We start from the raw sequence: 21,574 nt of genomic DNA, 5'->3' as shown, positions 1-21,574 counted from the left end.
GTACCTGCCCTCTGGCGTGCTCTGCGAGCGCACAGCAAAAACTGTCCAAAATGGGAGATCCCCAATTGGGCCGTCGATCACCTCGCTGATGTTAAGACGAAGATTAGGTACCGCTTCTAAGCGCCCTGCTTCTTTGCGCCCATCACAAGTTCGGTAACAGAGGTACATTCCAACGGGTAGTACTACTCGCATCCTCGCGCGTTGAATCAATTTAAGATGGTCAAGATTGATCAGTACCACAACCGTTGTCGAGATACACTCCTCGGATGAAAAGGCAGCACCTTCATCTTTGTGTGTATCGTTGTGAGACCTGCGGGGGACCAGTTGTTGCTGGATCGCTCGGAATACGTGAGACTGAGATCACGAAAGAAATCGATATCAGGCAAGTGGGGGCCGTCTGTTTGAGTTGTGGTCAAAGGCAAGAAAAGAAAGAGGCCTTAGTTCGTCACTTCCCACCGATCGAATGGGATTTGAGTTTCCGCGGAATTTCCGGACAAGAGCCCGCATGCGAAGTCGCAGGTCAGGCCAGACGGCGGGAAAGCACCCCCCTACCGGAATTCGCCCGGTTGTTGCGCGAGCCCAAAATCGGCTGAAGGGGCCGATTCCTTCAGGGATAACTTTTCGACCGGAGCTGCGCTCGTTATCTGGTAATCGTTGTACTCAATCGTCAGATCAGCCCGTCCGCCGAGTCGAATCGACGACAGGCTGTGGTTGCGCTCAGGAAGCCAGAAGTCGTCTACCTTTCTGTACTCCTGTTCGATTTCGGATTTCTTCGTCCAGAATGACGGGTTCTTCGCTGGCTCTGCCACTAACCGCGTCACTGCGAAGTCCGACGCGTCTACCCAAATCCGCCCTCGATAGAGAAACTTATCTTTCTTTTTAGGCTCGACGACCAGCACGTACATTGGACCGAAGGCAGTGTCTTCAAAGCCAACCAACGTGAAATCATAATTGTCGCGATTTAGTGCTGAACGACGCTGAACCTCCTCGTCCAATGCTTCTTTTTCCGCCTCCAGCAGTTTCTTTAACACTCTATCGATGAGTAATTTGGATCCGCTCGCTGATTCAACCGTGAATTCCTTCGATCGTGGTGCTGAATATTTCACCTTCACAGCCATTTCTGCAGTGCGAGCGCCCCCAAATCCGTGATACTCGACCCGATAGGTTCTATTCGACTCATACGCTCGAAGCGCTTGAAGCCGGTGGAGGTTCATTTCGATGAGGTTGTCAACCAACTGCTCGGTGTCGTAGTAAATCTGGTTCGTAACCGGGACTGTATCCGGTTGCTGCGCCGTCGAAAGATGGCCGAGCACCAGGATCAGGGAGCAGGAGATGATGAACTCATGACGAAAGGTGAAAATATTCATGATTGATTCCTGCCTGTCATTTAGGCGGTTATCCACTCCAAGTCCTGCGCCCGCCGAGCCAATGCAAAGTCCTCGGCGCTTCAGAGTCGCGGAGTGAGACACCCGCAAAAACAATGCCAAAGTCTCAAAAGGAAGACTGTGCAATATTGACCAAGCTGCAGAATAATCACGGTTGCTTCAACCGAGCACAAGCACGCCACCGTGGTCAATTCAGACCAGTATTCGGGTGCCAAAACGGTTGACACTAGGCGTGCCGAGTCATGGCCAATTTGCGACGTTTCTGAGTTTACGAACAGGCACACTCATGAAACGTGGTCAACGGCTTGGGAGGAATGGATCATGAATGACGGCATCCTGAACTACAGGTCCGGGGACCTCATGAGCAAGATAGGAAGTCAAAGAGCAACCCGGGAATATCGGAATAAAGAGACAATCTATTCACAGGGGGATGCCGCCAACGCGATGTTCTACGTTGAAAGCGGCCACGTGAAACTCACGGTTGCCTCCACGCGCGGCAAGAAAGCGGTTCTCGCAATCCTCGGGAAGGGTGACTTTTTCGGTCAGTGCTGCCTCGTGAAGGGCGCGAGGAGGCCGACGACCGCGACCTCCCTCCAGTCTTCCACAGTCACCTCGGTGGAGAGATCGACCTTGAATGACATCATTCAACGAGAACCTGAGTTTTCGAGTCTCTTTGTATTCGACTTGCTGTCACGCATAGGGCGCGTCGAGGAGGATTTCACCGATCACCTGTTGCATTCGAGCGAGATGCGGCTGGCTCGCTTATTGCTGCGATTGAGTCATTTTGGGGAGCGCAATGCGGCCGATACCGCTGTCCTGCATGTCAGCCAGGAAACCCTGGCGGAGATGGTGGGTACCACTCGCTCCCGAGTCAGCTATTTCATGAATCGTTTTCGAGAATCGGGGTTGATCGATTACAACGGCAGCTTGCACGTACACAAGGCGCTGCACACCTTCCTGCTGTGTAAATAGCTGCGCGCATTTCTGACTGCAGCCCGCGACTCAAGCCGCGGATTCCACGACTGACCGCCAGCGCGACATCATGACGTCATAGGACCGTCGGGAACTTCCAGTAGACCAACATCCTCATAGTAATAGATTCCTGTCGAGTGGCAAGTATTGCACTCTTGCGCCTGACGCCCGAAAGGCTGTACCCATTCCGATCGCGGCTGCTTCTCCAACCCGATTACGAACACATTCTTGCATCGCGGATTCTTGCACTTCAGTCCGTAAACCTTCATAGCTCCCCCGTACACGCTCAGCTACACTGTGGCGACCTTGGCTGAGCCTATTGCACGACAATTCCCTCCCGCGGAGACGAGCACGTCGTCGGGAGGTGTTGCGCGGCGTACGGTGCACCCATCAACTGAGAGCGAGCACAGGGCCGGACGAAGCACTCCCACCAACTGCGAGGTGTCCGAACGGCGGATCCTTTCCACAACCTCAAAGAAACGCCTGTCACAAACATCCAACGCTATCATTACCATATCTGGATGTTTCGTCTTCCATATCCGCCATGCCTCCGCCGGGCTCGCGGTGCATTCAATGTCGTATCCATGCGTCATCAGTATCATCGCGTGCATGTCGCGTGACCTTCCACGGGTCTCCAGTAGCAACACGCTCGGCGCGTGGGGTACCCCCTTGGTGATCAGGTGCATTAGTTTGTCTCCGTTGCTTTAACACCTGGTACCGCCAACGAATGCGCCGGAGCTAGTTTGAGGGCACGCTGGCTGATGTTTTCTTTCCGCGCGTCCGCGGCCTGAAGAAAGCAGCCCTGCTGTATGTGGCAAGGATGCGCGAGAAGAACATGGTAGCGGATTCCTAGAAAGCTTTTACTCGCGATCTGCGTCACACGAAGGGAATTCACGTTCAGGATCCGAATCTGTTTGAGTAGCCGGTTTACCCCTTTGCGCAGATTCGCGTCGCCAACTCCAAGGCAAGTCGATTTCACGGCGCTAGCGATGAAAAACAGATTCCACCCAGACGAGCGAAGGCGCGCATCAATGTTGTCGCTGCTCTCAATCACTTCCCAGTCGTGGCAGTACTCGGTAGTTTCGACCTGAAGGCCTGGCGGAAACTCGGTGCCCCTGCGAACCAGGGTCATTCCAGTTGCAATACTTTGTCGCGGTCGTTGCATATTAGCCTCAAGCAGCTGTTGATTTTCATCGTTTCTCCATCCCAGTAATGATGGCTAGGAGCGTGGCCATAGGGCGATCCTTAATCGAGGAGGGGAGGGATTGTGGAACTTAGGGAACGTAGCCCGAGGAATGTGCTCAATGCATTAGATGTGCCCGACCGAGTTCCCGATTCACGATTTCCAGGCGGATGCCTGATAAAGCCGCCAGTTGGGAAGCACGTGTCCAATTTATCGGAGCTTGACCCACAGCCCGTCAGGCGGCCGACAGCATGGACTTCTCTGCTGTCAGGGTTGATGACGGCTTAAACGGTAAGAAAACGGAGAAGACGGTGCCGCTACCTATGCGCGACTTGAAGCGCAGATCACCGCTGTGCTTTCGGACAATCTCGGAGCTCACCCATAATCCAAGGCCTGTCCCGGTGCCGTCTTTTGAGGTAACGAAAGGCTCGAGAATCCTGTCGCGGATGCCGAGAGGAATCCCGACCCCGGTGTCGGCCACGACGACGCGAATACCACGCCGGAGCCCGTTGTGGCGCTCCGAAGCTTGCGTAACCCGAACTCGGAGCTTGCCGCCGTCATGCATGGAATCCGCTGCGTTGCTGATGAGATTGGCAATGAGTTGACGCAGTTCGCCGCCGAAGCCGCTAACGAAGACCGTGCGATCAATACGTCGATCGACGACGATATTGCTGCTGGCAAGCCTGCGCTCGTAGAGATTCAAGACGGAATCGAGAAGGTCGGCAACTTTTACATCAGCCGGGGTCGTACTTTCGCGGTGGAACCGAAGTGTCTGGGTCGTGATTTCTACGACTCGGGCCAATTCCTGGTCAGCGATGGCCAGGTGGTGTTTCACTTCAGCAAGCGACGGAGCCGAGGCCATCAAGAAATGCAGGTTAGTGACAGATTGCAGCGGGTTATTGATTTCGTGAGCGATTGTGGCAGAAAGGCGACCGACAATTGCAAGTTTCTCTGACTTGCGTAACGCATCGGCCGCCAGCCGCTCAAGTCGCAGGTGGTCTCGTACCTCGTATTGGCGGCTCCGTGCGCGGATGGCACTCTGCACCGTGCTGACCAGGGTCTCCGGTCGTACGGGCCTTTCGATCAGGTTCACATTTCCGAGCGGTTCGCGAAGCTTGCGGCGAGTTTCACTGTGGATCGTTACCTCTCCACTTCTGGTAAGAAGGACCAAAGGCAGGTCCGACCATGACGGCTGTCTGGACACAAACTTCACCAGCGTGGCGATGCTGGTGGTTTGAAGAACTTCGTCAGCGATGACGAATGCACCTACACCATCTTCCGCTTCGCGGCAGGCTGTAGCGCAGTCGGTGAATTCTGATGCCGCAAGACCAACTCGCTGGAGCAGATTACAGATCAGCTGTCCATCTCGACCGGTGGGTGCAACGACGATGATCTGTAAGTCTTTCATGCCCCGATCTCAGTTGGGCCCTTCCAGTCGGCAGGAGGTTCCCTGTAGGAGAGTGGCAGTCCAGTTATGATTCCTCGGAAGTTGCTGAGCGCAGGCCCGACCTTCACGGCGCTGCCATTGAAGGACAAGGAATGAATCGTTCGCTCGTGGGCTCCGCTTCTCTTCTTAAGAACAGAGATGGCTTGCCTGAGTTCTCCCTCTGCTTCGAAATAACGGAACAAGAGAACCGTGTCGGCAAGATAGCTGACGTCGACGGGCGTGTCCATGTCGTTGCCGACGAAACCGTGTTGCGCGAGGGTAAAGATGGTCGTGACCCCTTGCTGGTTCAGGTAAGTTATCAGTTCATGAAGCTGCAAGATCAGAAATTGTTCCCCCGGCATCGCATTGAGAAATCCGTTTAGGCTGTCAATGACAAGGACGGTCGTATGCGTTTCTTCGACGAGTTTCCGGATTTGATGTACGAATTGACCCGGAGCGATCTCCGCGGGATCGAGTTGCGAAATGCGGATCCGACCAGAGCGGATGTGGCTTCCCAGATCCATACCCAAGCCGGTGCATCGGTGACAGAAAGTGGTAAGCGTTTCATCGAAAGTGAAGATTGCAGTATTCTCGCCGCGTTCTGCCGCGGCGACAGCGTAACGCGTCGCAATGGTCGACTTGCCGCAACCTGCGGGACCCATGAAGAGAGTACTGGTGCCGCTGTCTAGTCCTCCGCCGAGGAGTTTGTCCAGTTCCAACGTGCCGCTGGAGAGTGCCTTGATCTCGTGGCCGGGCAAATGCTCGGAAGCAATCAGCCGCGGAAAAACCAACACGCCACCTGTCTCGATGGCGTAGTCATGGAATCCCTCGCGATAGCGTGAGGCACGGAGTTTCCGTACCTCCAGTCGGCGTCGCTTGACACCGAATTCGCGGTCTGCGCTTTCCATGATGATCACACCGTGGGCGATGCTCTGGAGTTGAAGGTCGTGGCCCTCCGCCGTGCGGTCGTCTAGTAGCAGCACCGTGCAATTGCGGCCGGAGAAATATCGCTTCAGGCCGAGGATCTGGCGGCGATATCGCAGAGGATTGCCCGCAAGCATGCGCAGTTCCGACAATGAGTCGAACACAACTCGAGTGGGCTGAAGTTCGTCAACCTGCTTCAGTACTGCGGCAATGGTATCGGCGAGTTCCACGTCGGAAGGGTGGAAGACAGTGTATTGCGCCTCCGGATCAATCGACTCGTCCTGGGGTGTCATCTCGAAGATCGGAATAGCATCGAGCGACCAACCGTGCGACTCAGCAACACCCTGCAGTTCCAGTTCCGATTCCGAAAGAGTGACATAGAGGCAGCGCTCCCCGGCACGCGTACCTTCCAATAGAAATTGGAGCGCAAGCGTCGTTTTGCCGGTGCCAGGATCACCTTCGAGGAGATATAGATGGTTGGAGGGAAAGCCGCCGCCGAGGATGTCGTCTAGCCCTTCACTCCCACTCTTTAGGCGCACTTCTTTGCTTCGGACCTTGCTGGAAAGAGTTCCTATTGTCACAACGTCTCCTTGCAATACTTGCAGGGTTCAACGATTGGCCCCTGTTATGAATGAACACTATTTCGGTTCATGCTGCGGCCGCGGGAATGACCGGATTGCGGTCGAGGCTCCCCAATGCTCCGACCTTCGAATCTCCGACGTCCAGTCGTTCGCGCTCCGTGGGCGGATAGATCTGGATTAAGCCATCCTGCCGCGGAAGTTTCGCAAAGTCGCCCTCATGATGCATCACGCTTTCCAGCCTGCGAGAGAATTCTCCAGGATGATGGCTCTTCCCGAAGATCAATCCGGGCACATGGGACCAGAGCGAAAACTTCCAATACTCACAAACCAGGTTCCAGTATCCCCTCTCGGTTGATGCCCAGACCTTCAGATACTCCAGCAGGCCTTCGGGCGCGGTGTGGTATTCGACGTGGATTATTCCAGAGGTGCCTTTTGGCATCAGTTCATTCCAGCTGAGAACCACCGCGTTCTCTATGACACTATCGAGCGAGGGCCTTGTAATGGTTGTTGGAGATAAGATCGCATCCATATCTACCTTATTTCATGCCGCTCTTCGGTTCCGCTGAGTTGGCAACGAAGCGGAAGCGTAGTCAGTCAATTTTGTACGATCGCTGCAGTTTAAGAAGTGCGTCAGCCAGGCTATGCATCCGCGGACGTTCACCTCGCTGACATTCAACCGGGTAGCGATCTCGTGGTCATTCAGGCCGCGCCCGATCAATCGATAAATAGGTCCCAGAAGGCCCACGCGTTCCCAATAGTTAACCATTGAATCCAGCCTTTCTTCGTGTCGATCGCCGGTCGTGGCATCCAGCCTGCCTAATACCATAGTGACCTTCGGGCGCCAAGTCTGAGCAATACCGCTCACCAGAGGTCAGCGCCTGAATAATTGGCAATGTTCAATGTTGAGCAGCCTGGGTCCGCAGCGAAGCAGATAGTAGTTGAGGCGACCTTTAATAGTGCGGCGAATTCAATTGGCCGGGCCCAGGGAGAAAGAGCAAATGATAATCAGCACACGAATGATTCTCTATTTCTTGGTTGCGTGCCTCAGTTTCTGGCATGCTCCGCTGTTTGCGCAGTCGTCGGATCACGACAACAATCTGTTGGCATGTCGAAATGGATGGGGATCCTGCAATCCTGCCACTCTTACCGAGGCAGAGTCCCGCGATGTGGCTGGCCGTATGCATCAGCGAAATGTCAATGATTGCAGAATGGGAATGTCATCGTGCGATATCTCTCAGCTCACGGCCGTCGAAGCCATCGCCTTGGCCGTTGCTGAACACCAGCGCAACGCCTCTGCCTGCATGGACGGAATTGGGGTGTGCGAACATTCGATGCTGACGCCCGGAGAAACCCTCGCGGTTGCAGCTGCGGAGCAACAACGGAACAGCTTACGGTGCAAGGAGGGTTGGCAAGCCTGCGACCGTTCCAAACTCAGTGCGGAGGAATTAGGCGCGGTAGTCACTGCCGACCGCCAGCGTAATGTGTCTGATTGCGAAGCTGGAATCTCAACTTGCGATCACGCCGCGCTTACACAGGTCGAAGTGAAGACAGTAGCCGCTGCCGACGACGAACGCAATCTTTCACGTTGCGAGGAAGGGTGGGACCCCTGCGACCGCACCAAACTTAGTCCAGCGAAAGCACACGCCATAAGCGTTGCTGACTTTCAGCGCAATCATGAGGCCTGTCAGGCTGGTGCCGACTCCTGCGATTACTCCAAATTGACCGCTTCGGAGGCGGGCGGCCTCGAACTTGCAGAACAGCGGCGCAACTTCAATGCCTGCAAAACCGGTTTCGGCTACTGCGATCCATCTCGACTGACGACCGCAGATGTGAGCACCATCACCGTGAGGTCGATTCCGAATCGCAAGTAGCGTTGGGTCCAGTTCACGAACCTGTTGTGCATAAGAAGGAGCCCGGCGCCTGGCTGTGACCGCGATGCCTGCTTCGTTGACTGATCGGTGCAAGAGGTGTAGCGTCGAGCTAGAGCAAGATTTGCCTTCAGCTCATTCAGATCCCCTGAACTAAGTCAGTCCCTCTGAAGTTCTCCTTTCTTAGTTTTTCAAGAATTACGCAGAGGCAAAACGTGTTGAGTTCCAAGTACAAGGAATCGCAAGAACTCACCGCCAGGAAGAAGTACGTCGGGATGGCTTCCGCACCGAGTCGACTACCTGGAACCGTTCGAACTCTCGCGCACTTCTGGCAAGCACCTCTCGCTCAGCCTGCTGCCAGTCGCGATCGTGGCTGAGCGTCAGAAACGCGAAACCAGGTTATGGCTAATATCTTGCATCCGTTTGTTGTACGTTTTCGTATTCTACGTGCCTACTTGTCGGCGTCGCTGAGGAAGCTGCTCAGGATGAACCCGCACGACCGCGACTTTACCTCTCAGAGGATGTGTCCTTCTTGTGGGCTCATCACGTCGCGTTACGAGTCGAGGTGTCTGGAGTGCAATAAAATGCTGAACTCAGCGTAATGAGTGCTTGATCCTGCTCGTCATCCGAAGCGGATCCAGCACGCTAGCTGTACGTAGTATGACAATGTGCTCGCGAGTCTATTCCCTGCCCTTCCAGATGCCTCAGGAGGCACGACCACCGGCTAGAACGCCGGAGACCATCTATCCCTGTCGCTTTCCTTGCGCCGTGGGAGCGCCTTCATCTTCGAATCGCAACTCAGCGTCCTCATCCACCTTGCGCTCTGCGGAGGCCTCCGCGAATTCGCTCGCATTCAGTCTGTCGGCACGCCAGGAGATTGTCAGCAGGAAGCAACTTTCTTCAAGAGCTTCAAGATCATGAAGAACGCCACCATCCAACACTAATAATTCTCCCGCAGAAAGCCTGACCTCTTGTTCCGGAACACGTACGCACATCTTGCCGAGTAGCTGGTGGATGGACACTCTTCCCTCAGCTCGATGCTGGTTCATCTGAGTGTTGGCCTTCATGAGCACCAGGACGATCCGGAAATCCTGATACTTCGCAAGAGTCTTGGAGCTCCGCCCTGTTTCTCGATCCCAGGAGTCTTTGCTCCTCAGCTCCTGGAGTTCCCGTGACAGATCGAACCTCAACAGAGGATTCGCCAACCATGGCAATCTGTTTAAGCTGTCACTCTTTTCATTCTTGTTGCGAGCATTCGCAATTATGGCCATTGTTCAGCTGCCCCCATTCATCAGGCTGCATCCGTCAAGTCCGCTAAGACAGTACGGAGCTCTGCAATTACTTGTCGTCGCACCGTGGGAGAAAGAGAGTCGACAGTGGTCTTCAGGTCATCGAGGACGCGCGGCTGATGGCGGCCGAATTCGTTTCGAAACTTCATCGCGCCCTTATTCCGCAGGAATGGGACAGGACCCGGTTCCGGACTTAAGAACGGCTGGAGCATTGGCAGAAAGGACGGCGCTTCGCTGGACAAAATGGCAATCGCATCTACTCTCTGGAACTCCTCATCGGACACCTGCGGCCGATCCGACAAGATCACAATTGGTAGCCTTCGTCGTACTTGCTTCATTGCGGCGGCCACAACGGATAGAGGCAGGCCCGGAGGATTCAGGAACCAGACAAGCATTTCCGGTTTCTCTGTCTCCACCAATGGCTTGTCACGGCTGGATAACGGATCGCACTGCATCTCATCGCTTATTGCCATTAAGCAAGTCATTCGGGCGCACCATGACAAAACATAGTCGCGCCGCGGTTTTGTGTCTGTTCAAAATTGCTCATCTATTTCCGCTCGATTGCGATTGGCGTACAGCAAAGCGATTGGGGTGCCTTGTTCGAAGTATTCACGAATTGCAGCGGATAGCGGGGCTGTCAGTCGTGAAGCACAACGCTCACCAATGAACTGTGAACGCGCATGCCTCCGCCGTTATAGTCCAGGAAGCCCAACCGCCGAAACCGATTCATGAAGAAGCTGACGCGCGAGCGCGTCGTGCCGATCATTTCGGCAAGCGTCTCCTGGCTAACCTTCGCAACCACAGGGATCGGCTGGGACTCTTGGCCAAAATTCGCCAAGAGCAGAAGAAGTCTAGCCAGTCTCTTTTCACTGGAATTGAACAGGTGATCTACCAGGTCCGCTTCCATGCGGATGTTTCGGGAAAGCAGGTAGGCAAGAAAACGCTCGGCAAATCTCGGATCCCGATGGAGCAGTTGTACCATTTCAGCCTTTTCCACCCGGATGATGGTGCTCCGCTGGACTGCACTCACAGTGGACATTCGAAGGGGCGGGCCCGCCAGGCAACTCTCACCAAAAAAGCTACCTTCCGTGAGGATGGCAATCACGGCCTCTTTGCCGCGTTTGGATACAACCGTGAGCTTCACTTTGCCGCTTTGGATATAGAACACCGCATCCGCGGTGTCCCCTTGTGAGAAGACGTTTTCGTTACTTTGATATTCCTGGCTGGTTTTCCCGGCTGCAAGCTTTGTCAAAAGGAGGCTGGGATCGAATGCGGCGGTCGGCTCAGGTGCTGAGCTCACGTTTGCGGAATCGAGCATTACCTCATTAGGGGACGATGCTCGACGAGGGGGTGATCGGCGCGCGTTCACACTTCGCTTGGCGACCTTCTGTCTTGTCTTCTTCTCTGGGATGCGGCGTTGTACGGGCATAAGAATCTCTCGCTTAGAGGGGGCTACCTGTGGCTGAAGCCGAGTAACCGCAAACTGATTAATGTCATTTTACTCTTCTTTTCGTATGTCCAGCACAAGATCGCGTGGCATCGCGAGAGCAGACAAGCGAGCCCATCCAACTCACGAGAAGGTAATCGTGTCTGCCTACTCTAGATTTCTGGGCAGGCACACTCGCAGCTTCGGATGGCTTTGGAAACTAGATGCGGCCCAACAGCACCAGAATGATCAAGATGACCAGAATCAGACCTAAACCGCCGCTGGGGAAATAACCCCACTGCCGGCTGTGCGGCCAGCGCGGAAGGGCCCCAAGTAACATCAGAATTACGACAATAATCAGAATGGTGCCGAGCATTTCAATTCTCCTATCGTGCGCTTAGTTCGGGGCGCGAGAGCAGCTGCGTGATCTTGACTTCAAGCGCCGTGATGAAACAATCGCCCTTGGAAAGAAAGGCATCGGCCTGGAAGCTGGTGGGAAATTCATCGGGGAGGAATTCTCCACTGACTACGATGACCGGGAGCTGGGGAAAACTTTCTCGCACGATCCTGACCAGCTCATCGCCGGCCATGCGCGGCATTCTCAGGTCAGTTACTAAAAGATGCGGGCGGAATTGAGGCAAGAGTTCGAGCGCCTGCCGGCCATCTTCCGCGGTCACTATCTCATAGCCTTGCTCGGTCAACATGGCGGACATGATTTCCCGAATCGCTTCGTCGTCGTCCACGACCAGCAACCGAAATCGTCCCTCCGGGCTCGCCCTTCCCACCTGCCGCGAGCCCTCAGGGCCCCGATCGGCCTGCTGAGGAATTGCGCCAATCGCCCTGACGGATTGAGTTGAACTTGCCATCAAGCTATGTCACGCCTCTTTCAACAATAAGGCTCTATCTGTTTGCACTGCCGATTTTGTGGGCAGTACCCGTCGCAAACATCGGAGCAAATCCTTGGGGGAGCCGTCCTGTTCTATGCAGGCATCCACCAGACTCAGGAGGTTTGCCGGGATCTGTGCACTATTGGAAAGCAGGACCACAGATACGGGCTTGACCTGCTTCATGAATATCGAGAGTTCCGCACCGGAAACTCCGCGGAGATGATTATTGGAAAGAACCAGATCGATTTCGTGATTCACAAACAACTGCATAGCTGCATTCGCGTTCATTGCCGCAAAGACGCGATACCCTGCTGACTCGAGCAATGCGGTTCGATCCGTGAGTGCCGGCTGTTCCTCGTCAATGCACAGGACTGTACGTTGATCTCGCTCCAGCTCAAAGCTAGTGGACATCATAGGCATGAGTTCCTTTTCCGCTGAAAATATGCGGAGCACGACACACCACTAATGTGCGCCAACTTGCGAACCGGGACTGTGCAAAACAGCACACCTAAGGATTTTTGTCTCGGTTGTATTCTGTTGCGTTTCCGGCTGGCACAATTCACGGAATCGGCACACCATTCGCCCTTTGCACGAGGGCGATCAAGTCTGCGGAGCCGGTCAGGTATCCGTGCTATGCACGCGTATGTCCACGGTGGCGTATCATCTGCGTATGAAGTCCCGATGCCCAAAGACTCAGGAACCTCTCCCGAAGAAAATAGCGCCCGTCGTAAAGGGGCCGATCCGCTGCCACAAGTGCCAGATGAATTGCGTTGATGCTAAGGAGTACCTCAGCCACACATGCGAACCCAGGAGCAACTACCTCTGAGGGAACGGCTCCCATGTTCGGCATTTCTGGCGCTCAGGATTCCGAATCATTGCTAAAAGTAAATACAATATGACGGGTCTTAACGATTAGAGGCTTCTAGTCGGACGGGCTCAATACAGCTTCTTCTTAGGCGAGTTGAGTGGAGGGCGTGGATGAGACGCGAGCCGCTTCTCCCGACATTTGTGGTTTAATTCTTTATTGCTTAGCGTCTCTGCCGTATAAGCCGAAATTTTCTGGGAACAGTTCGGACAGATACTCTCCAACTTCGCGCTGTGATCTTCTGGATCTTTCCTCAAGAATTCGACCGTCATAATCCGACTCCCCAGTAACTGCTAAGCAGAAATGCGACTTCTTAGCTTGGAGCAGAGTCGCTTCATTCTTTCCACTTCCGATCGCTTCACTGCACCTTCTCCATATGGTGTAGATGATTCCCTGGTATGTCACGCGGGTGTGCAGTGCATTCGACTGGGTTGTTCCTGCATATCGGCACCCTTTCTGAGATCAATTCGAAGCCCAGCGGCAGAGGCACTCTCCCCCTCAAGAAAGCGCCGCTGGACTGCTCCTCGAATCGAGGAGTTCAGCTTTGGACAAACAAATATCCTCCAATGCAAACACCCCGACTGTTCAATATTGACCACATCGCTCAAAAATAATGCCAAGCAGCCGCGGTGAGCAAAGGCACACCAGAATTGCACTTTGGTCCTAAATGCTTCTACTAGCCGGGCCTAACTTAACAGCGTGATCACTATTGAACAGCGCAAGGCGCTCACATAGGGCAGAGTAACTCTTGTCAGTGGGCCCAGGGCCATGGGGGGAGCAGCGCGTTTTATCAGGGGAAATGCAGATGCTCCCCGCTTTCATCATCACTGTTCGCCGATCGCCAAAAGTTCTATGAGGTTGCACCAATGAAGTTTCACATTCTGGTTGTGGACGATGAAAAGTCAGTTCGAGATACCCAGGCTCTCTTATTACGAGCTAGCGGATACGTCGTAAGCACGGCAGAGAATGGCCTGGATGCTCTGTTGCAACTGAAGGCTCCCAACTTGCCGGACCTCATTATTTCTGACCTGAACATGCCACATATGTCTGGTTTTGAACTGTTGTCCGTTTTGCGGCGAAGGTTTCCCCAGATCTCAGTCATCGCCAGCAGTGGTGCATACTTGTCCGGCGATTCCGTGCCTGGCGGCGTGATTGCCGATGCTTTCCATTCCAAGAACGGTTCTGGACCCGCTGCATTGCTCAAGACGGTCGCACGGCTACTTGACACTTCGGCCCAGCGCAGTACGGAGCACCAGAGCCAGTCCGCGCCTGTCTGGATTCCACGAAACGGGAAAGACTCCAACGGAGTTCCCTTCATCGTCATCACGTGTACGAATTGTCTGCGCTCGTTCCCACTCAGCGTGCTGCACGAAAACTTGCAGGAAGTACAAGAAGCAGCGTGTTTGTTCTGCCCCGAAATCGTGAGGTATGTTGTTGATTTCTCGCGAGACGTCACTTCGCCCAAGGCACCTAAAAGCGCCGGTGCGGACGATCGACCGGTTGCGAAGAACATTCCCCGAGCGATCAGTTCGTGAACAAATCAGTCGTTCGCTGCGTCCAGATCGGTTTCACCACCAGCGCCGTTCCTTTTGAACTGCTCAGTATCTCAGGAGGCGTTCGCACCATTCAGACCCTAACAGGCTCTGTTGTCTCCTGAACCGCGCCCCACCTAAAACCAGGGAATATGAGCAATATTGACCAGTCACGACTAATCCGACAGGGGCATCATCGGGTGCGGAGTTCCATTTCTCGGCGACTACGGGAGATACCAATACGGGGTGACACGTCCAAGCACCGAGTCCTCGATTCTTTTCTCCTGAGCGTCGTGCGGGAAAACTTACAGGCAATACATGAAGCGACCTGGCGCGACAAGGCATAGGCCTTGCTCACAGCCGTTTTGATCCGCTCGATACTCAGGCGAGCTCGCGATGCGATTGTGGGGCACTGACCATGAATGTTTTCCTAATTAATCCGAGCAATCTCTCCGTTGGAACTGCTGTTATTACACCCAGATGGCTTTACGTCCTTGCTGCGGCTACGCCCAAGTCCTTCGGCGATCCGATTCTCGTTGATGAGACCCTTGAGCAAATCGACCCGGCGCGAATCAATGCAGGGGACTCGGTTGGCATCAGCATCCACACGGGCAACGCGCTTCGCGGTTATGAAATTGGGAAGCTTGCACGCGGTCGGGGCGCTTATGTCGTATTTGGCGGAATTCACGCGACCCTCTATCCCGAGGAAGCACTCGAACTCGGCGGCGCACACGCGGTAGTAAAAGGTGATGGGGACGTGATTTGGGCGAAGGTGCTGGACGATTGCACGCGCGGTGCACTGAAGACCATCTATGAAGGTGGCCGGGTCGACGCCTCTGAGTTTGTGCCGGCCCGATGGGATTTGATCTCGCGCAAATCGTACATGTGGGCATCAGTCCAGACAATTCGCGGGTGCCCCAAGCATTGCTCCTTTTGTTCGGTATGGAGAACCGATGGCCAGCGTCCCAGGCAGCGTTCGTCGGATGCGGTTGTGGAGGAAATTGTCCAGTTACGGCGTCTTGGTTTTCGATTTATCGCACTGGCCGACGATAACTTCTATCCTGTAACCCTCACCGACTTGAAACTGGCGGCACGCCAAGGGTCAGAACGGCTACTGGAACTCACCCGGATTCGCGAAGAGCGCTTTGAACTCATGTCGCGACTGGCCAGGCTGCCGTCGGACACGGTGTTCTACACGCAGATCACCATGGAGGCGGCGGAGGACCCGGAGTTCCTGGACGCAATGAACGCGGCTCACATCAAGGGTGCGCTTGTCGGCGTCGAGTCTGTTACTCCCGAAGGGTTGAAGGACATATATAAAGACTTCAATTCAGCAGGAGAATCCCTGGTTGAGCGACTGCGAAGGTTCCGCAGTCATGGGGTACACGTACTGGGATCGTTCATATTTGGGTTACCGAGTGACCGCCCAGAGACGTTCGACGCTACCGTAGCTGTTGCCCAGCGGGCTGATCTTACCTTTGCACAGTTTGTTATGTTGACACCGTTTCCCGGCACGGTGGATTTCAATAAATGGGAGACTTCCATCGGCCCAACGGCAGCGAAGATAGCAGGGATTCCGATCACGAGACATTGGCTCATTCCACATTCAGTTCGGCCTAAACTCTTCTGCCGACATCCTGTAATGTCAACCGAGGAAATTCGGGCCCGTACGCAGAATGTCTGGAACCAGTACTACAGCTTGCGATTCATCTGGAAGCGTTCCCGGTTTCTGAAATCGGTAAAAGGACGTCTTGCCTTCCTGTTAATCTCCAAGATCTATCGCCAGATGTATGCCGACACTGGCATCGCGAGTGATAGCGCCCGCGTGAACTGGTCTGCTCGCTGGGCCCGTTGGCTCGCCAAGCCCTGCCAACGCCTTTTTTCAGGTCGGCCGATCCCCGACCTGGCAGTACCACAGAGCGAAGCTCGATACGATCACGCATCTCGCCGTCGGCACGAGCTACCCGGAAAACAGGCTGGGGACGTGCCTCTAAGAGTCCTTCGCTAGAGCCATTTCATTCATGAAGAGCCTGCTTTTGTGAAGCTCTTGATCGCCCAGTCGTTCTCTTCCCAAATAACTAACCTTCGTCTTCTTCACCCTTTTTCCCCATGGTCGCCTTCTTCCCATCGGGCGAGATACCGGGCGCAATAGGAAACGACTGCGGCTTGTTGTTTTCCCACCTTGGCACGATGCGCACCAGGGGTGCGACAAACAAGTCGTATAACAAAGTCCTTACTGGATGTTCCATGGAAGTTTGATCAATTACTATGACCCGAGTTCATTTCGCAACTCTGCAGGTGCCACGACAAACTACGCACGTACTGTCCTTTCCTTCGTGACACTCGGGCCACCCAGACAAGCTAGCATGCTTTGGGCACCTGCGTCTGAGCAATAGAACTCAGCCGCCCCCCGCGCTACGCTCGAAGTGTCGCACCGGTTCAGGTACGCGGCTGGGCAACGTAGAACAGGACGGCGAAGTAGTGACAGGTGCTGCCGGCCAGCACAAAAAGATGCCATAACGCATGGAAGTAAGACAGGCGGTCGAATGCGAAGAAGACAATGCCAGCGGTGTAAAGCAGGCCACCCAGTAAAATCCACGATATGCCGTGCCACGTGAGAGCGTGCACCAAAGGGTGCATCACGAACACGCCGAGCCAACCCATCCCCACATACACAACGACCGATGCGATAGCGAAACGTTCTATTGCAAAACTCTTGAATACGATTCCCAGGACGGCAAGACCCCATACAGTGCCGAATAGAAGCCATCCCAAGCGGCCGCGCAGCGACACTAGGGCGAAAGGAGTATAGGTTCCTGCGATTAGAAGATAGATTGCCGAATGATCAATGATTCGCAGAACATGCCGTGCACGGGTGCGAACCAGTGAATGATATAGCGTAGAACTGAGATAAACCAATACCAGTGTGCAGCCAAAGACAGCGCAACTGGCAACCTGGCGAGCGGTCCCGCCCGCCACAGTGACCGTCAGCACAACCGCTCCTGCGAGAGCGAGCGCCGCCCCGACGCCATGTGTGACGGAGTTCGCAACGATGTCGCCCAGCCTCTGTTCGTCGAGCATGGGAACATGATAAGCACGCACGCCCAGAGTGTCCGCGCGATTTTTTAATTGTTATCCGCGTCCTTGGTATCAGCTAACGTCATGTCGAGATGGGTTGGGACCCGCCGATTAGGGAAAGAGCCGCCGAGTTTGACAGCCAATGACGCAGATTCCGGTGCCTGATTCGCTGAGGTGATCATTCGCCGCCGGCGCGACGGACTGCTTCGCCAAAAGAGATCTCGCGCTCCGGCTTTGTACTCGCCTGGTCAGCGTGCGGGAGCCTATTAAGTGAACGACGGGTCGACATCTCCGACGCAGCATTCATGATGCCAGGTCTGTGAGAGTTCCCTTTTGAAGCGTTTGCTACAGACGTACGGGCTCTCTTCATCGCAGCAATCTTTCGTCCTGTCTCCATCGGCGATTCCCGCAACGGGGAATCTGAGAGGAGCCCGGGTCTGCCGACGAAGAATTTCACTAGTTGTTTCGGGCTTTCCTCCTTGATCGATTTTTGGAAGGCAACTGCGCTGTCCGTGGCATTCGTTGTATCAATCATCACAAGATGGAACGAGTCAGCCTGCCAAAGTAACCGCGCATGCTCAATGTCATCGGCACAAGTCACTTCGACACCACACTTGCGGAGTATCGCTGCACGGCGCTCCTGGCTAGTCTCATCGGCATCGACGAGCAGTACACGTTTCGGCGAACCGGAGATTGCATGGGTCCCAGTCTGCTTTGTTGAATCGGATTTCTCCGGGTTAGTTGTTTGCAAATTGATATTCATTGATTTGTAATCCTTCGCCCACTGCGGCTGATAGGGTCAGTCCGAGGGGAAGTTCTGGGCGTCCGCCCTCATCTGAGACCGCTCAACTATGTCTTCTTAACCTCTTTAGCTTGCGGACCTTTAGGCCCCTGTTCGGTCGTGAATTCGACCCTGTCCCCGTCCGTCAATGCACCGCTAAGGACCGCGCTCTGATGAACGAACACGTCTTTGCCGCCGTCAACTGGAGTGATGAATCCAAATCCTTTTGTGGAGTTGAACCACTTTACTGTTCCTTGCATGTGTTTCTCCTTCGGTCCATCAATTTGTTTCGCACCTCGAAGACGGGGCTGGACCGATATTCCGGGTCCTATTCATTTTTGCGACTTCGATCAGTTACGAACGAAGAGGAGTTGCTCCGACTCGACTACAACTCACCCGATCTGCTCCGTCCGAGCAGTTCTTGCTCGGCCTGGAACCAGTCCTGGTCGGCATGATCCTCCTGTCGCCCGTTTACCTCGAAGATTTGATAAGCGAGCGTACGGACATCGTCTTCAGTCGGACGTCTCAGAGCAGAACTCATCTTGACGTACTTCTTACCATCAGCGCTGTGTTTCCCCGATGCCTTGGGGTGAGAATTCGACACGTTTCACCTCTATTGCTAACTTGAAAACTAAGGGAAGAAAACTCCAGAAGGGCTGACTTAGCTCAGGAGATCTGAATGAGCTGAATGGACAAATCTGCTCTATCTGCACGGTACGCTTCTTCTCACGAACCGTCAACACGAGCCGACGAATCAGCGGAGTCCATAATGCACCGAGTTCTTGCTCAATATCAAACGCATGATTTCTTGAGTCTCCGGTTCTCAGGTCAACTAGCCATATCTCGGCGATCTTTTAATTGAATGCTTCAGGGCTCAGCTCACCATTTGAGCAAGTGGAGAGAGTACGATCTCTCCCTCCTTCCCGACTGCTACCTCCCAGCTTTCAAAACATTGCTTACAAAGCCAAACCTTCTTGTCGCTTCCACCGTGCGCGGTGAGCTTCCTCAGGTGGAAAAGGAAAAGCTTGCCTTCTCCCATTTTGTGCCATTGGTGATTGCAGTGTGGCGCAGCGCACTGAAAGGTACTTGAGTCACTCATACTGTGCTCCTTACATTGCACGAAACGGACGCTGCAGCACGATCTGCTATCTAGCACCGGACGGAACCAGAAACAGCGCCAGGACAAGGAGGGTCATCCAGAATAGAAAGCACCCGGAATAGACGTAGAGTCGAATCGCGTCAGGCTCACGAAGCATTGACTGGATTCCCTTATGTTTCACCCATGTTTGCATGCCGAAACATGCAGTCCACTTCGGGAAATCCTGCGCGTCTCTATGGCTCCTGCTGCTGAAAGCGGTTGCGGCCGCTACCTCGCAGATTGCTGCGGTCCGACTTTGGCCTTGCCTCGTTCACGTTGATGGTCCGTCCACCAACATCTTTTCCATTCAGTGCGGCCATAGCTTTTTCTGCCTCTGCATCATTTGGCATTTCGACGAAGCCGAAACCGCGGACACGGCCCGTATCGCGATCGGTGGCAAGCGTGACGCTCTCAATGGCTCCGAAGGGCTCAAACATGGAACGGAGTTCGCCTTCAGTCATGTTGTATGCGAAATTGCCGACAAAGATCTTTTTCATGGATTCCCCTAAACTCACCGAAACTAACCCGGTCTATTGGAGGCGTTGATTCTGCGCCTATGTGCACGACGTTTTTGCCGCTTGAGTTCTGCTCTGCGGATACTCCATCGGTTAGTTGGACGCTCGGTTCGTGCACGTTCATTGCGAGAGCGCTCCGCTTTAACAACAGGATTGCCTTCCGGTTGAGTCATCGCTGGGTCGGATCTTTTGATCTCAGTTTCTTCGGTCATTTGCTCTCTCCATTCCGATACTGCTCTTCAAGCCGATAACGCTCGTACGTTAGCTTCGTTCCTTTTACGTTTGACGGGATCCATGTCGTCCGGCACGCAGTCTCCAATCAGGAGATATCGAACCGACCAGAAGCAAATGCTACAGAGGGGAAACTTTTTTCCGCTCTCAAAGACCAACTGTTTTGAACCGGTATGCCGATCGGAATGTCTGCATTCGTAGATGCCGGTTTGCGGAACGCGTTCTCCCGGCAAGAAAGCCCTGGTTTCAGAAGTTGAAGCAAGCATTGACGATTCTCCGAACTGCATTTCTAAGGAGGGTAAGACTTCAGATGCAGTGACTTAGCTCAGAGAATCTGACGAGGGGGAGGAAGAACATCCTCATCTGCGACTGTGCGCCTTGTGGGATGATTTGTCAACTCGGAGACTGCAGGACCAGAATGAGGTTCCGATTCTGTTCCCATCAAAGTATTCTCACAAAGCGCAGTCCACATGAGGTCTGCTCGCACTCCCCCAATGAGGTGACGGTTTCGCCTAAATTCTCGCGACAAATCAGTCGTTCGCTGCGTCCAGATCGGAGACCGGCGGCGGTTTCACCACAACCAGCAACTCCAAAGACGTCGCAATGTTGCGAACACCCCCTGAGATACTGAGGAGTTCCTCTGAGATATGAGGATGTTTGTCTGAAAGCGAATTAAGACGGTCACTCACATTGTGGAGTTGCTCAGCTTCGAGCAGAATTTCACTCGGATACATGGGGTACGCGGCTTTCCTGGAAGAACCTAAGGAGAGAAAGCTTCAGATGGGCTGACTTAGTTCAGGGAATCTGGAAGAGGAGAAGGTGGTAACCACCTCGAGTTTCATTATATCAGCTTCGCGACTCTGGCAGTGCAACCCACTGTGTCCCCGGAGACAGTGAGAGAAGCACCGAGCCATGCCTTCGGCGCGAGCCACGAGCGCCTCACCCGCGATCGAGCTCCGGATACTCGGGAGTAGAAGGCAATCAGTTCACCCCATTTCGACGGCACTACTTCGAAACCAAGCGATTCCACATACTCAACGGGAGCCGACTGCGGCTAACGATGGGTGTTCAAGTGAGCGTTCTTGCTCAGATTCCTCCGCGTAACTCCGCTACCGTGAGAGATGCCTCGTGCGCTGTGGATGTGCCTGAAACAAGCAGGTAGCGTGCAGGGTAGAAAAAAAAAGGTGAAAAGCGTGAAGAAACTCATGTTGTTCGTTGTATTACTCGGTGTGACCAGCCTGGGCTGGGGACAATCGGCTCGCGAATCCTCGATCGAAAGGCTGACTAAGGCTGGCGCGGTCCTGCACGAGATCATGGCGGCGCCCGACAGTGGCATTCCGGAAGAAGTCCTGGAACATGCAAGGTGCGTGGCAGTGGTACCAAGCATGGTCAAAGGCGGCTTCATATTTGGTGGGGCACATGGACGAGGCGTGGCAACATGCCGAACCGCTGACGGATGGAGTGCGCCGGCGTTCTTCAGTGTTGCGGGCGGC

At 54.3% G+C, this 21,574-nt stretch carries 24 protein-coding genes; 5 read left to right on the top strand and 19 right to left on the bottom strand.

All coding sequences use genetic code 11. The features are described 5' to 3' along the window. Positions 1-548: 548 nt before the first annotated feature. A complete protein-coding gene (locus tag ROO76_18800; GenBank protein ID MDT8070221.1) occupies positions 549-1,367 on the bottom strand; it encodes a hypothetical protein in 819 nt (272 codons plus the stop codon). A 339-nt stretch (positions 1,368-1,706) separates the two neighbouring features. On the opposite strand from ROO76_18800, the gene ROO76_18795 reads away from it, so the two are divergent. Then, positions 1,707-2,357, top strand: a complete 651-nt coding sequence (locus ROO76_18795; GenBank protein ID MDT8070220.1) for a Crp/Fnr family transcriptional regulator — start codon at positions 1,707-1,709, stop codon at positions 2,355-2,357. Positions 2,358-2,425: 68 nt separating this feature from the next. Here ROO76_18795 and ROO76_18790 read toward each other — a convergent pair whose 3' ends face one another. The 5 genes from ROO76_18790 to ROO76_18770 form a co-directional block, all read right to left on the bottom strand. Beyond that, complete coding sequence (locus ROO76_18790) at positions 2,426-2,626, bottom strand: hypothetical protein (protein ID MDT8070219.1); 201 nt, start codon at positions 2,624-2,626, stop codon at positions 2,426-2,428. 416 nt (positions 2,627-3,042) lie between these two features. After that, positions 3,043-3,522 carry a hypothetical protein gene (locus ROO76_18785; GenBank protein MDT8070218.1) on the bottom strand — a complete coding sequence of 160 codons (480 nt, stop codon included), beginning with the start codon at positions 3,520-3,522 and terminating at the stop codon, positions 3,043-3,045. 253 nt (positions 3,523-3,775) lie between these two features. Then, positions 3,776-4,948 carry an ATP-binding protein gene (locus ROO76_18780; GenBank protein ID MDT8070217.1) on the bottom strand — a complete coding sequence of 391 codons (1,173 nt, stop codon included), beginning with the start codon at positions 4,946-4,948 and terminating at the stop codon, positions 3,776-3,778. Further along, a complete protein-coding gene (locus ROO76_18775) occupies positions 4,945-6,471 on the bottom strand; it encodes an ATPase domain-containing protein (GenBank protein ID MDT8070216.1) in 1,527 nt (508 codons plus the stop codon). Before ROO76_18775 ends, ROO76_18780 begins: the two co-directional genes overlap by 4 nt. A 67-nt stretch (positions 6,472-6,538) precedes the next feature. Beyond that, the gene (locus ROO76_18770; protein MDT8070215.1) at positions 6,539-6,910 is read right to left on the bottom strand and encodes a hypothetical protein; all 372 of its coding nucleotides are present in this window, start codon (positions 6,908-6,910) and stop codon (positions 6,539-6,541) included. 559 nt (positions 6,911-7,469) lie between these two features. Between ROO76_18770 and ROO76_18765 the strand changes: the two genes are divergently transcribed. Beyond that, a complete protein-coding gene (locus ROO76_18765) occupies positions 7,470-8,342 on the top strand; it encodes a hypothetical protein (protein MDT8070214.1) in 873 nt (290 codons plus the stop codon). A 740-nt stretch (positions 8,343-9,082) separates the two neighbouring features. On the opposite strand, the gene ROO76_18760 is transcribed toward ROO76_18765, so the two are convergent. From ROO76_18760 to ROO76_18735, 6 genes are all read right to left on the bottom strand, one after another. Then, on the bottom strand, positions 9,083-9,406 hold the full coding sequence (locus ROO76_18760; protein MDT8070213.1) for a hypothetical protein: 324 nt from the start codon (positions 9,404-9,406) through the stop codon (positions 9,083-9,085). Between the two features lie 224 nt (positions 9,407-9,630). After that, positions 9,631-10,101 (bottom strand): hypothetical protein, encoded by a 471-nt coding sequence (locus ROO76_18755; GenBank protein MDT8070212.1) that lies wholly within the window; start codon positions 10,099-10,101, stop codon positions 9,631-9,633. A 164-nt stretch (positions 10,102-10,265) separates the two neighbouring features. Continuing rightward, positions 10,266-10,946, bottom strand: coding sequence for a Crp/Fnr family transcriptional regulator (locus ROO76_18750; protein ID MDT8070211.1), 681 nt, complete (start codon positions 10,944-10,946; stop codon positions 10,266-10,268). A gap of 328 nt (positions 10,947-11,274) precedes the next feature. Beyond that, positions 11,275-11,430 carry a DUF3309 domain-containing protein gene (locus ROO76_18745; GenBank protein ID MDT8070210.1) on the bottom strand — a complete coding sequence of 52 codons (156 nt, stop codon included), beginning with the start codon at positions 11,428-11,430 and terminating at the stop codon, positions 11,275-11,277. 10 nt (positions 11,431-11,440) lie between these two features. Next, the gene (locus ROO76_18740; protein ID MDT8070209.1) at positions 11,441-11,797 is read right to left on the bottom strand and encodes a response regulator; all 357 of its coding nucleotides are present in this window, start codon (positions 11,795-11,797) and stop codon (positions 11,441-11,443) included. A gap of 132 nt (positions 11,798-11,929) precedes the next feature. Then, positions 11,930-12,355: a response regulator gene (locus ROO76_18735; GenBank protein MDT8070208.1), complete on the bottom strand. Its 426-nt coding sequence runs from the start codon at positions 12,353-12,355 to the stop codon at positions 11,930-11,932. Positions 12,356-13,672: 1,317 nt separating this feature from the next. Between ROO76_18735 and ROO76_18730 the strand changes: the two genes are divergently transcribed. Together ROO76_18730 and ROO76_18725 are read left to right on the top strand one after the other, a co-directional pair. Continuing rightward, on the top strand, positions 13,673-14,341 hold the full coding sequence (locus tag ROO76_18730; GenBank protein ID MDT8070207.1) for a response regulator: 669 nt from the start codon (positions 13,673-13,675) through the stop codon (positions 14,339-14,341). A gap of 415 nt (positions 14,342-14,756) precedes the next feature. Beyond that, a complete protein-coding gene (locus ROO76_18725) occupies positions 14,757-16,346 on the top strand; it encodes a radical SAM protein (GenBank protein ID MDT8070206.1) in 1,590 nt (529 codons plus the stop codon). A 70-nt stretch (positions 16,347-16,416) separates the two neighbouring features. On the opposite strand, the gene ROO76_18720 is transcribed toward ROO76_18725, so the two are convergent. From ROO76_18720 to ROO76_18690, 7 genes are all read right to left on the bottom strand, one after another. Further along, positions 16,417-16,587 carry a hypothetical protein gene (locus tag ROO76_18720; protein ID MDT8070205.1) on the bottom strand — a complete coding sequence of 57 codons (171 nt, stop codon included), beginning with the start codon at positions 16,585-16,587 and terminating at the stop codon, positions 16,417-16,419. A gap of 190 nt (positions 16,588-16,777) precedes the next feature. Continuing rightward, a complete protein-coding gene (locus ROO76_18715) occupies positions 16,778-17,440 on the bottom strand; it encodes a hemolysin III family protein (protein ID MDT8070204.1) in 663 nt (220 codons plus the stop codon). A gap of 154 nt (positions 17,441-17,594) precedes the next feature. Next, entirely contained in the window at positions 17,595-18,179 is a 585-nt protein-coding gene (locus ROO76_18710; GenBank protein MDT8070203.1) for a response regulator, read from the bottom strand. Positions 18,180-18,265: 86 nt separating this feature from the next. Continuing rightward, on the bottom strand, positions 18,266-18,457 hold the full coding sequence (locus ROO76_18705) for a cold-shock protein (protein ID MDT8070202.1): 192 nt from the start codon (positions 18,455-18,457) through the stop codon (positions 18,266-18,268). A 125-nt stretch (positions 18,458-18,582) separates the two neighbouring features. Continuing rightward, entirely contained in the window at positions 18,583-18,801 is a 219-nt protein-coding gene (locus ROO76_18700; GenBank protein MDT8070201.1) for a DUF2934 domain-containing protein, read from the bottom strand. A 728-nt stretch (positions 18,802-19,529) separates the two neighbouring features. Then, a complete protein-coding gene (locus ROO76_18695; GenBank protein MDT8070200.1) occupies positions 19,530-19,832 on the bottom strand; it encodes an RNA-binding protein in 303 nt (100 codons plus the stop codon). A 779-nt stretch (positions 19,833-20,611) separates the two neighbouring features. Next, entirely contained in the window at positions 20,612-20,815 is a 204-nt protein-coding gene (locus ROO76_18690; protein ID MDT8070199.1) for a hypothetical protein, read from the bottom strand. A 459-nt stretch (positions 20,816-21,274) separates the two neighbouring features. On the opposite strand from ROO76_18690, the gene ROO76_18685 reads away from it, so the two are divergent. Beyond that, a partial coding sequence (locus ROO76_18685; protein ID MDT8070198.1) for a lipid-binding SYLF domain-containing protein occupies positions 21,275-21,574 on the top strand: 300 nt, incomplete at its 3' end.

The organism is Terriglobia bacterium (genome assembly GCA_032252755.1).
Classification (GTDB): Bacteria; Acidobacteriota; Terriglobia; order Terriglobales; family Acidobacteriaceae; genus JAVUPY01.
Note: the sequence above shows the minus strand (reverse complement) of the source record. Positions and strands in the feature narration are given on the sequence as shown.

Coding starts and splice junctions, on each gene's coding strand:
- ROO76_18800 (MDT8070221.1), bottom strand. CDS start 1,367: ATGAATATTTTCACCTTTCGTCATGAGTTCATCATCTCCTGCTCCCTG.
- ROO76_18795 (MDT8070220.1), top strand. CDS start 1,707: ATGAATGACGGCATCCTGAACTACAGGTCCGGGGACCTCATGAGCAAG.
- ROO76_18790 (MDT8070219.1), bottom strand. CDS start 2,626: ATGAAGGTTTACGGACTGAAGTGCAAGAATCCGCGATGCAAGAATGTG.
- ROO76_18785 (MDT8070218.1), bottom strand. CDS start 3,522: ATGCAACGACCGCGACAAAGTATTGCAACTGGAATGACCCTGGTTCGC.
- ROO76_18780 (MDT8070217.1), bottom strand. CDS start 4,948: ATGAAAGACTTACAGATCATCGTCGTTGCACCCACCGGTCGAGATGGA.
- ROO76_18770 (MDT8070215.1), bottom strand. CDS start 6,910: ATGCCAAAAGGCACCTCTGGAATAATCCACGTCGAATACCACACCGCG.
- ROO76_18765 (MDT8070214.1), top strand. CDS start 7,470: ATGATAATCAGCACACGAATGATTCTCTATTTCTTGGTTGCGTGCCTC.
- ROO76_18760 (MDT8070213.1), bottom strand. CDS start 9,406: ATGAAGGCCAACACTCAGATGAACCAGCATCGAGCTGAGGGAAGAGTG.
- ROO76_18755 (MDT8070212.1), bottom strand. CDS start 10,101: ATGGCAATAAGCGATGAGATGCAGTGCGATCCGTTATCCAGCCGTGAC.
- ROO76_18750 (MDT8070211.1), bottom strand. CDS start 10,946: ATGCTCGATTCCGCAAACGTGAGCTCAGCACCTGAGCCGACCGCCGCA.
- ROO76_18745 (MDT8070210.1), bottom strand. CDS start 11,430: ATGCTCGGCACCATTCTGATTATTGTCGTAATTCTGATGTTACTTGGG.
- ROO76_18735 (MDT8070208.1), bottom strand. CDS start 12,355: ATGATGTCCACTAGCTTTGAGCTGGAGCGAGATCAACGTACAGTCCTG.
- ROO76_18730 (MDT8070207.1), top strand. CDS start 13,673: ATGAAGTTTCACATTCTGGTTGTGGACGATGAAAAGTCAGTTCGAGAT.
- ROO76_18725 (MDT8070206.1), top strand. CDS start 14,757: ATGAATGTTTTCCTAATTAATCCGAGCAATCTCTCCGTTGGAACTGCT.
- ROO76_18720 (MDT8070205.1), bottom strand. CDS start 16,587: ATGGAACATCCAGTAAGGACTTTGTTATACGACTTGTTTGTCGCACCC.
- ROO76_18710 (MDT8070203.1), bottom strand. CDS start 18,179: ATGAATATCAATTTGCAAACAACTAACCCGGAGAAATCCGATTCAACA.
- ROO76_18705 (MDT8070202.1), bottom strand. CDS start 18,457: ATGCAAGGAACAGTAAAGTGGTTCAACTCCACAAAAGGATTTGGATTC.
- ROO76_18695 (MDT8070200.1), bottom strand. CDS start 19,832: ATGAAAAAGATCTTTGTCGGCAATTTCGCATACAACATGACTGAAGGC.
- ROO76_18690 (MDT8070199.1), bottom strand. CDS start 20,815: ATGTATCCGAGTGAAATTCTGCTCGAAGCTGAGCAACTCCACAATGTG.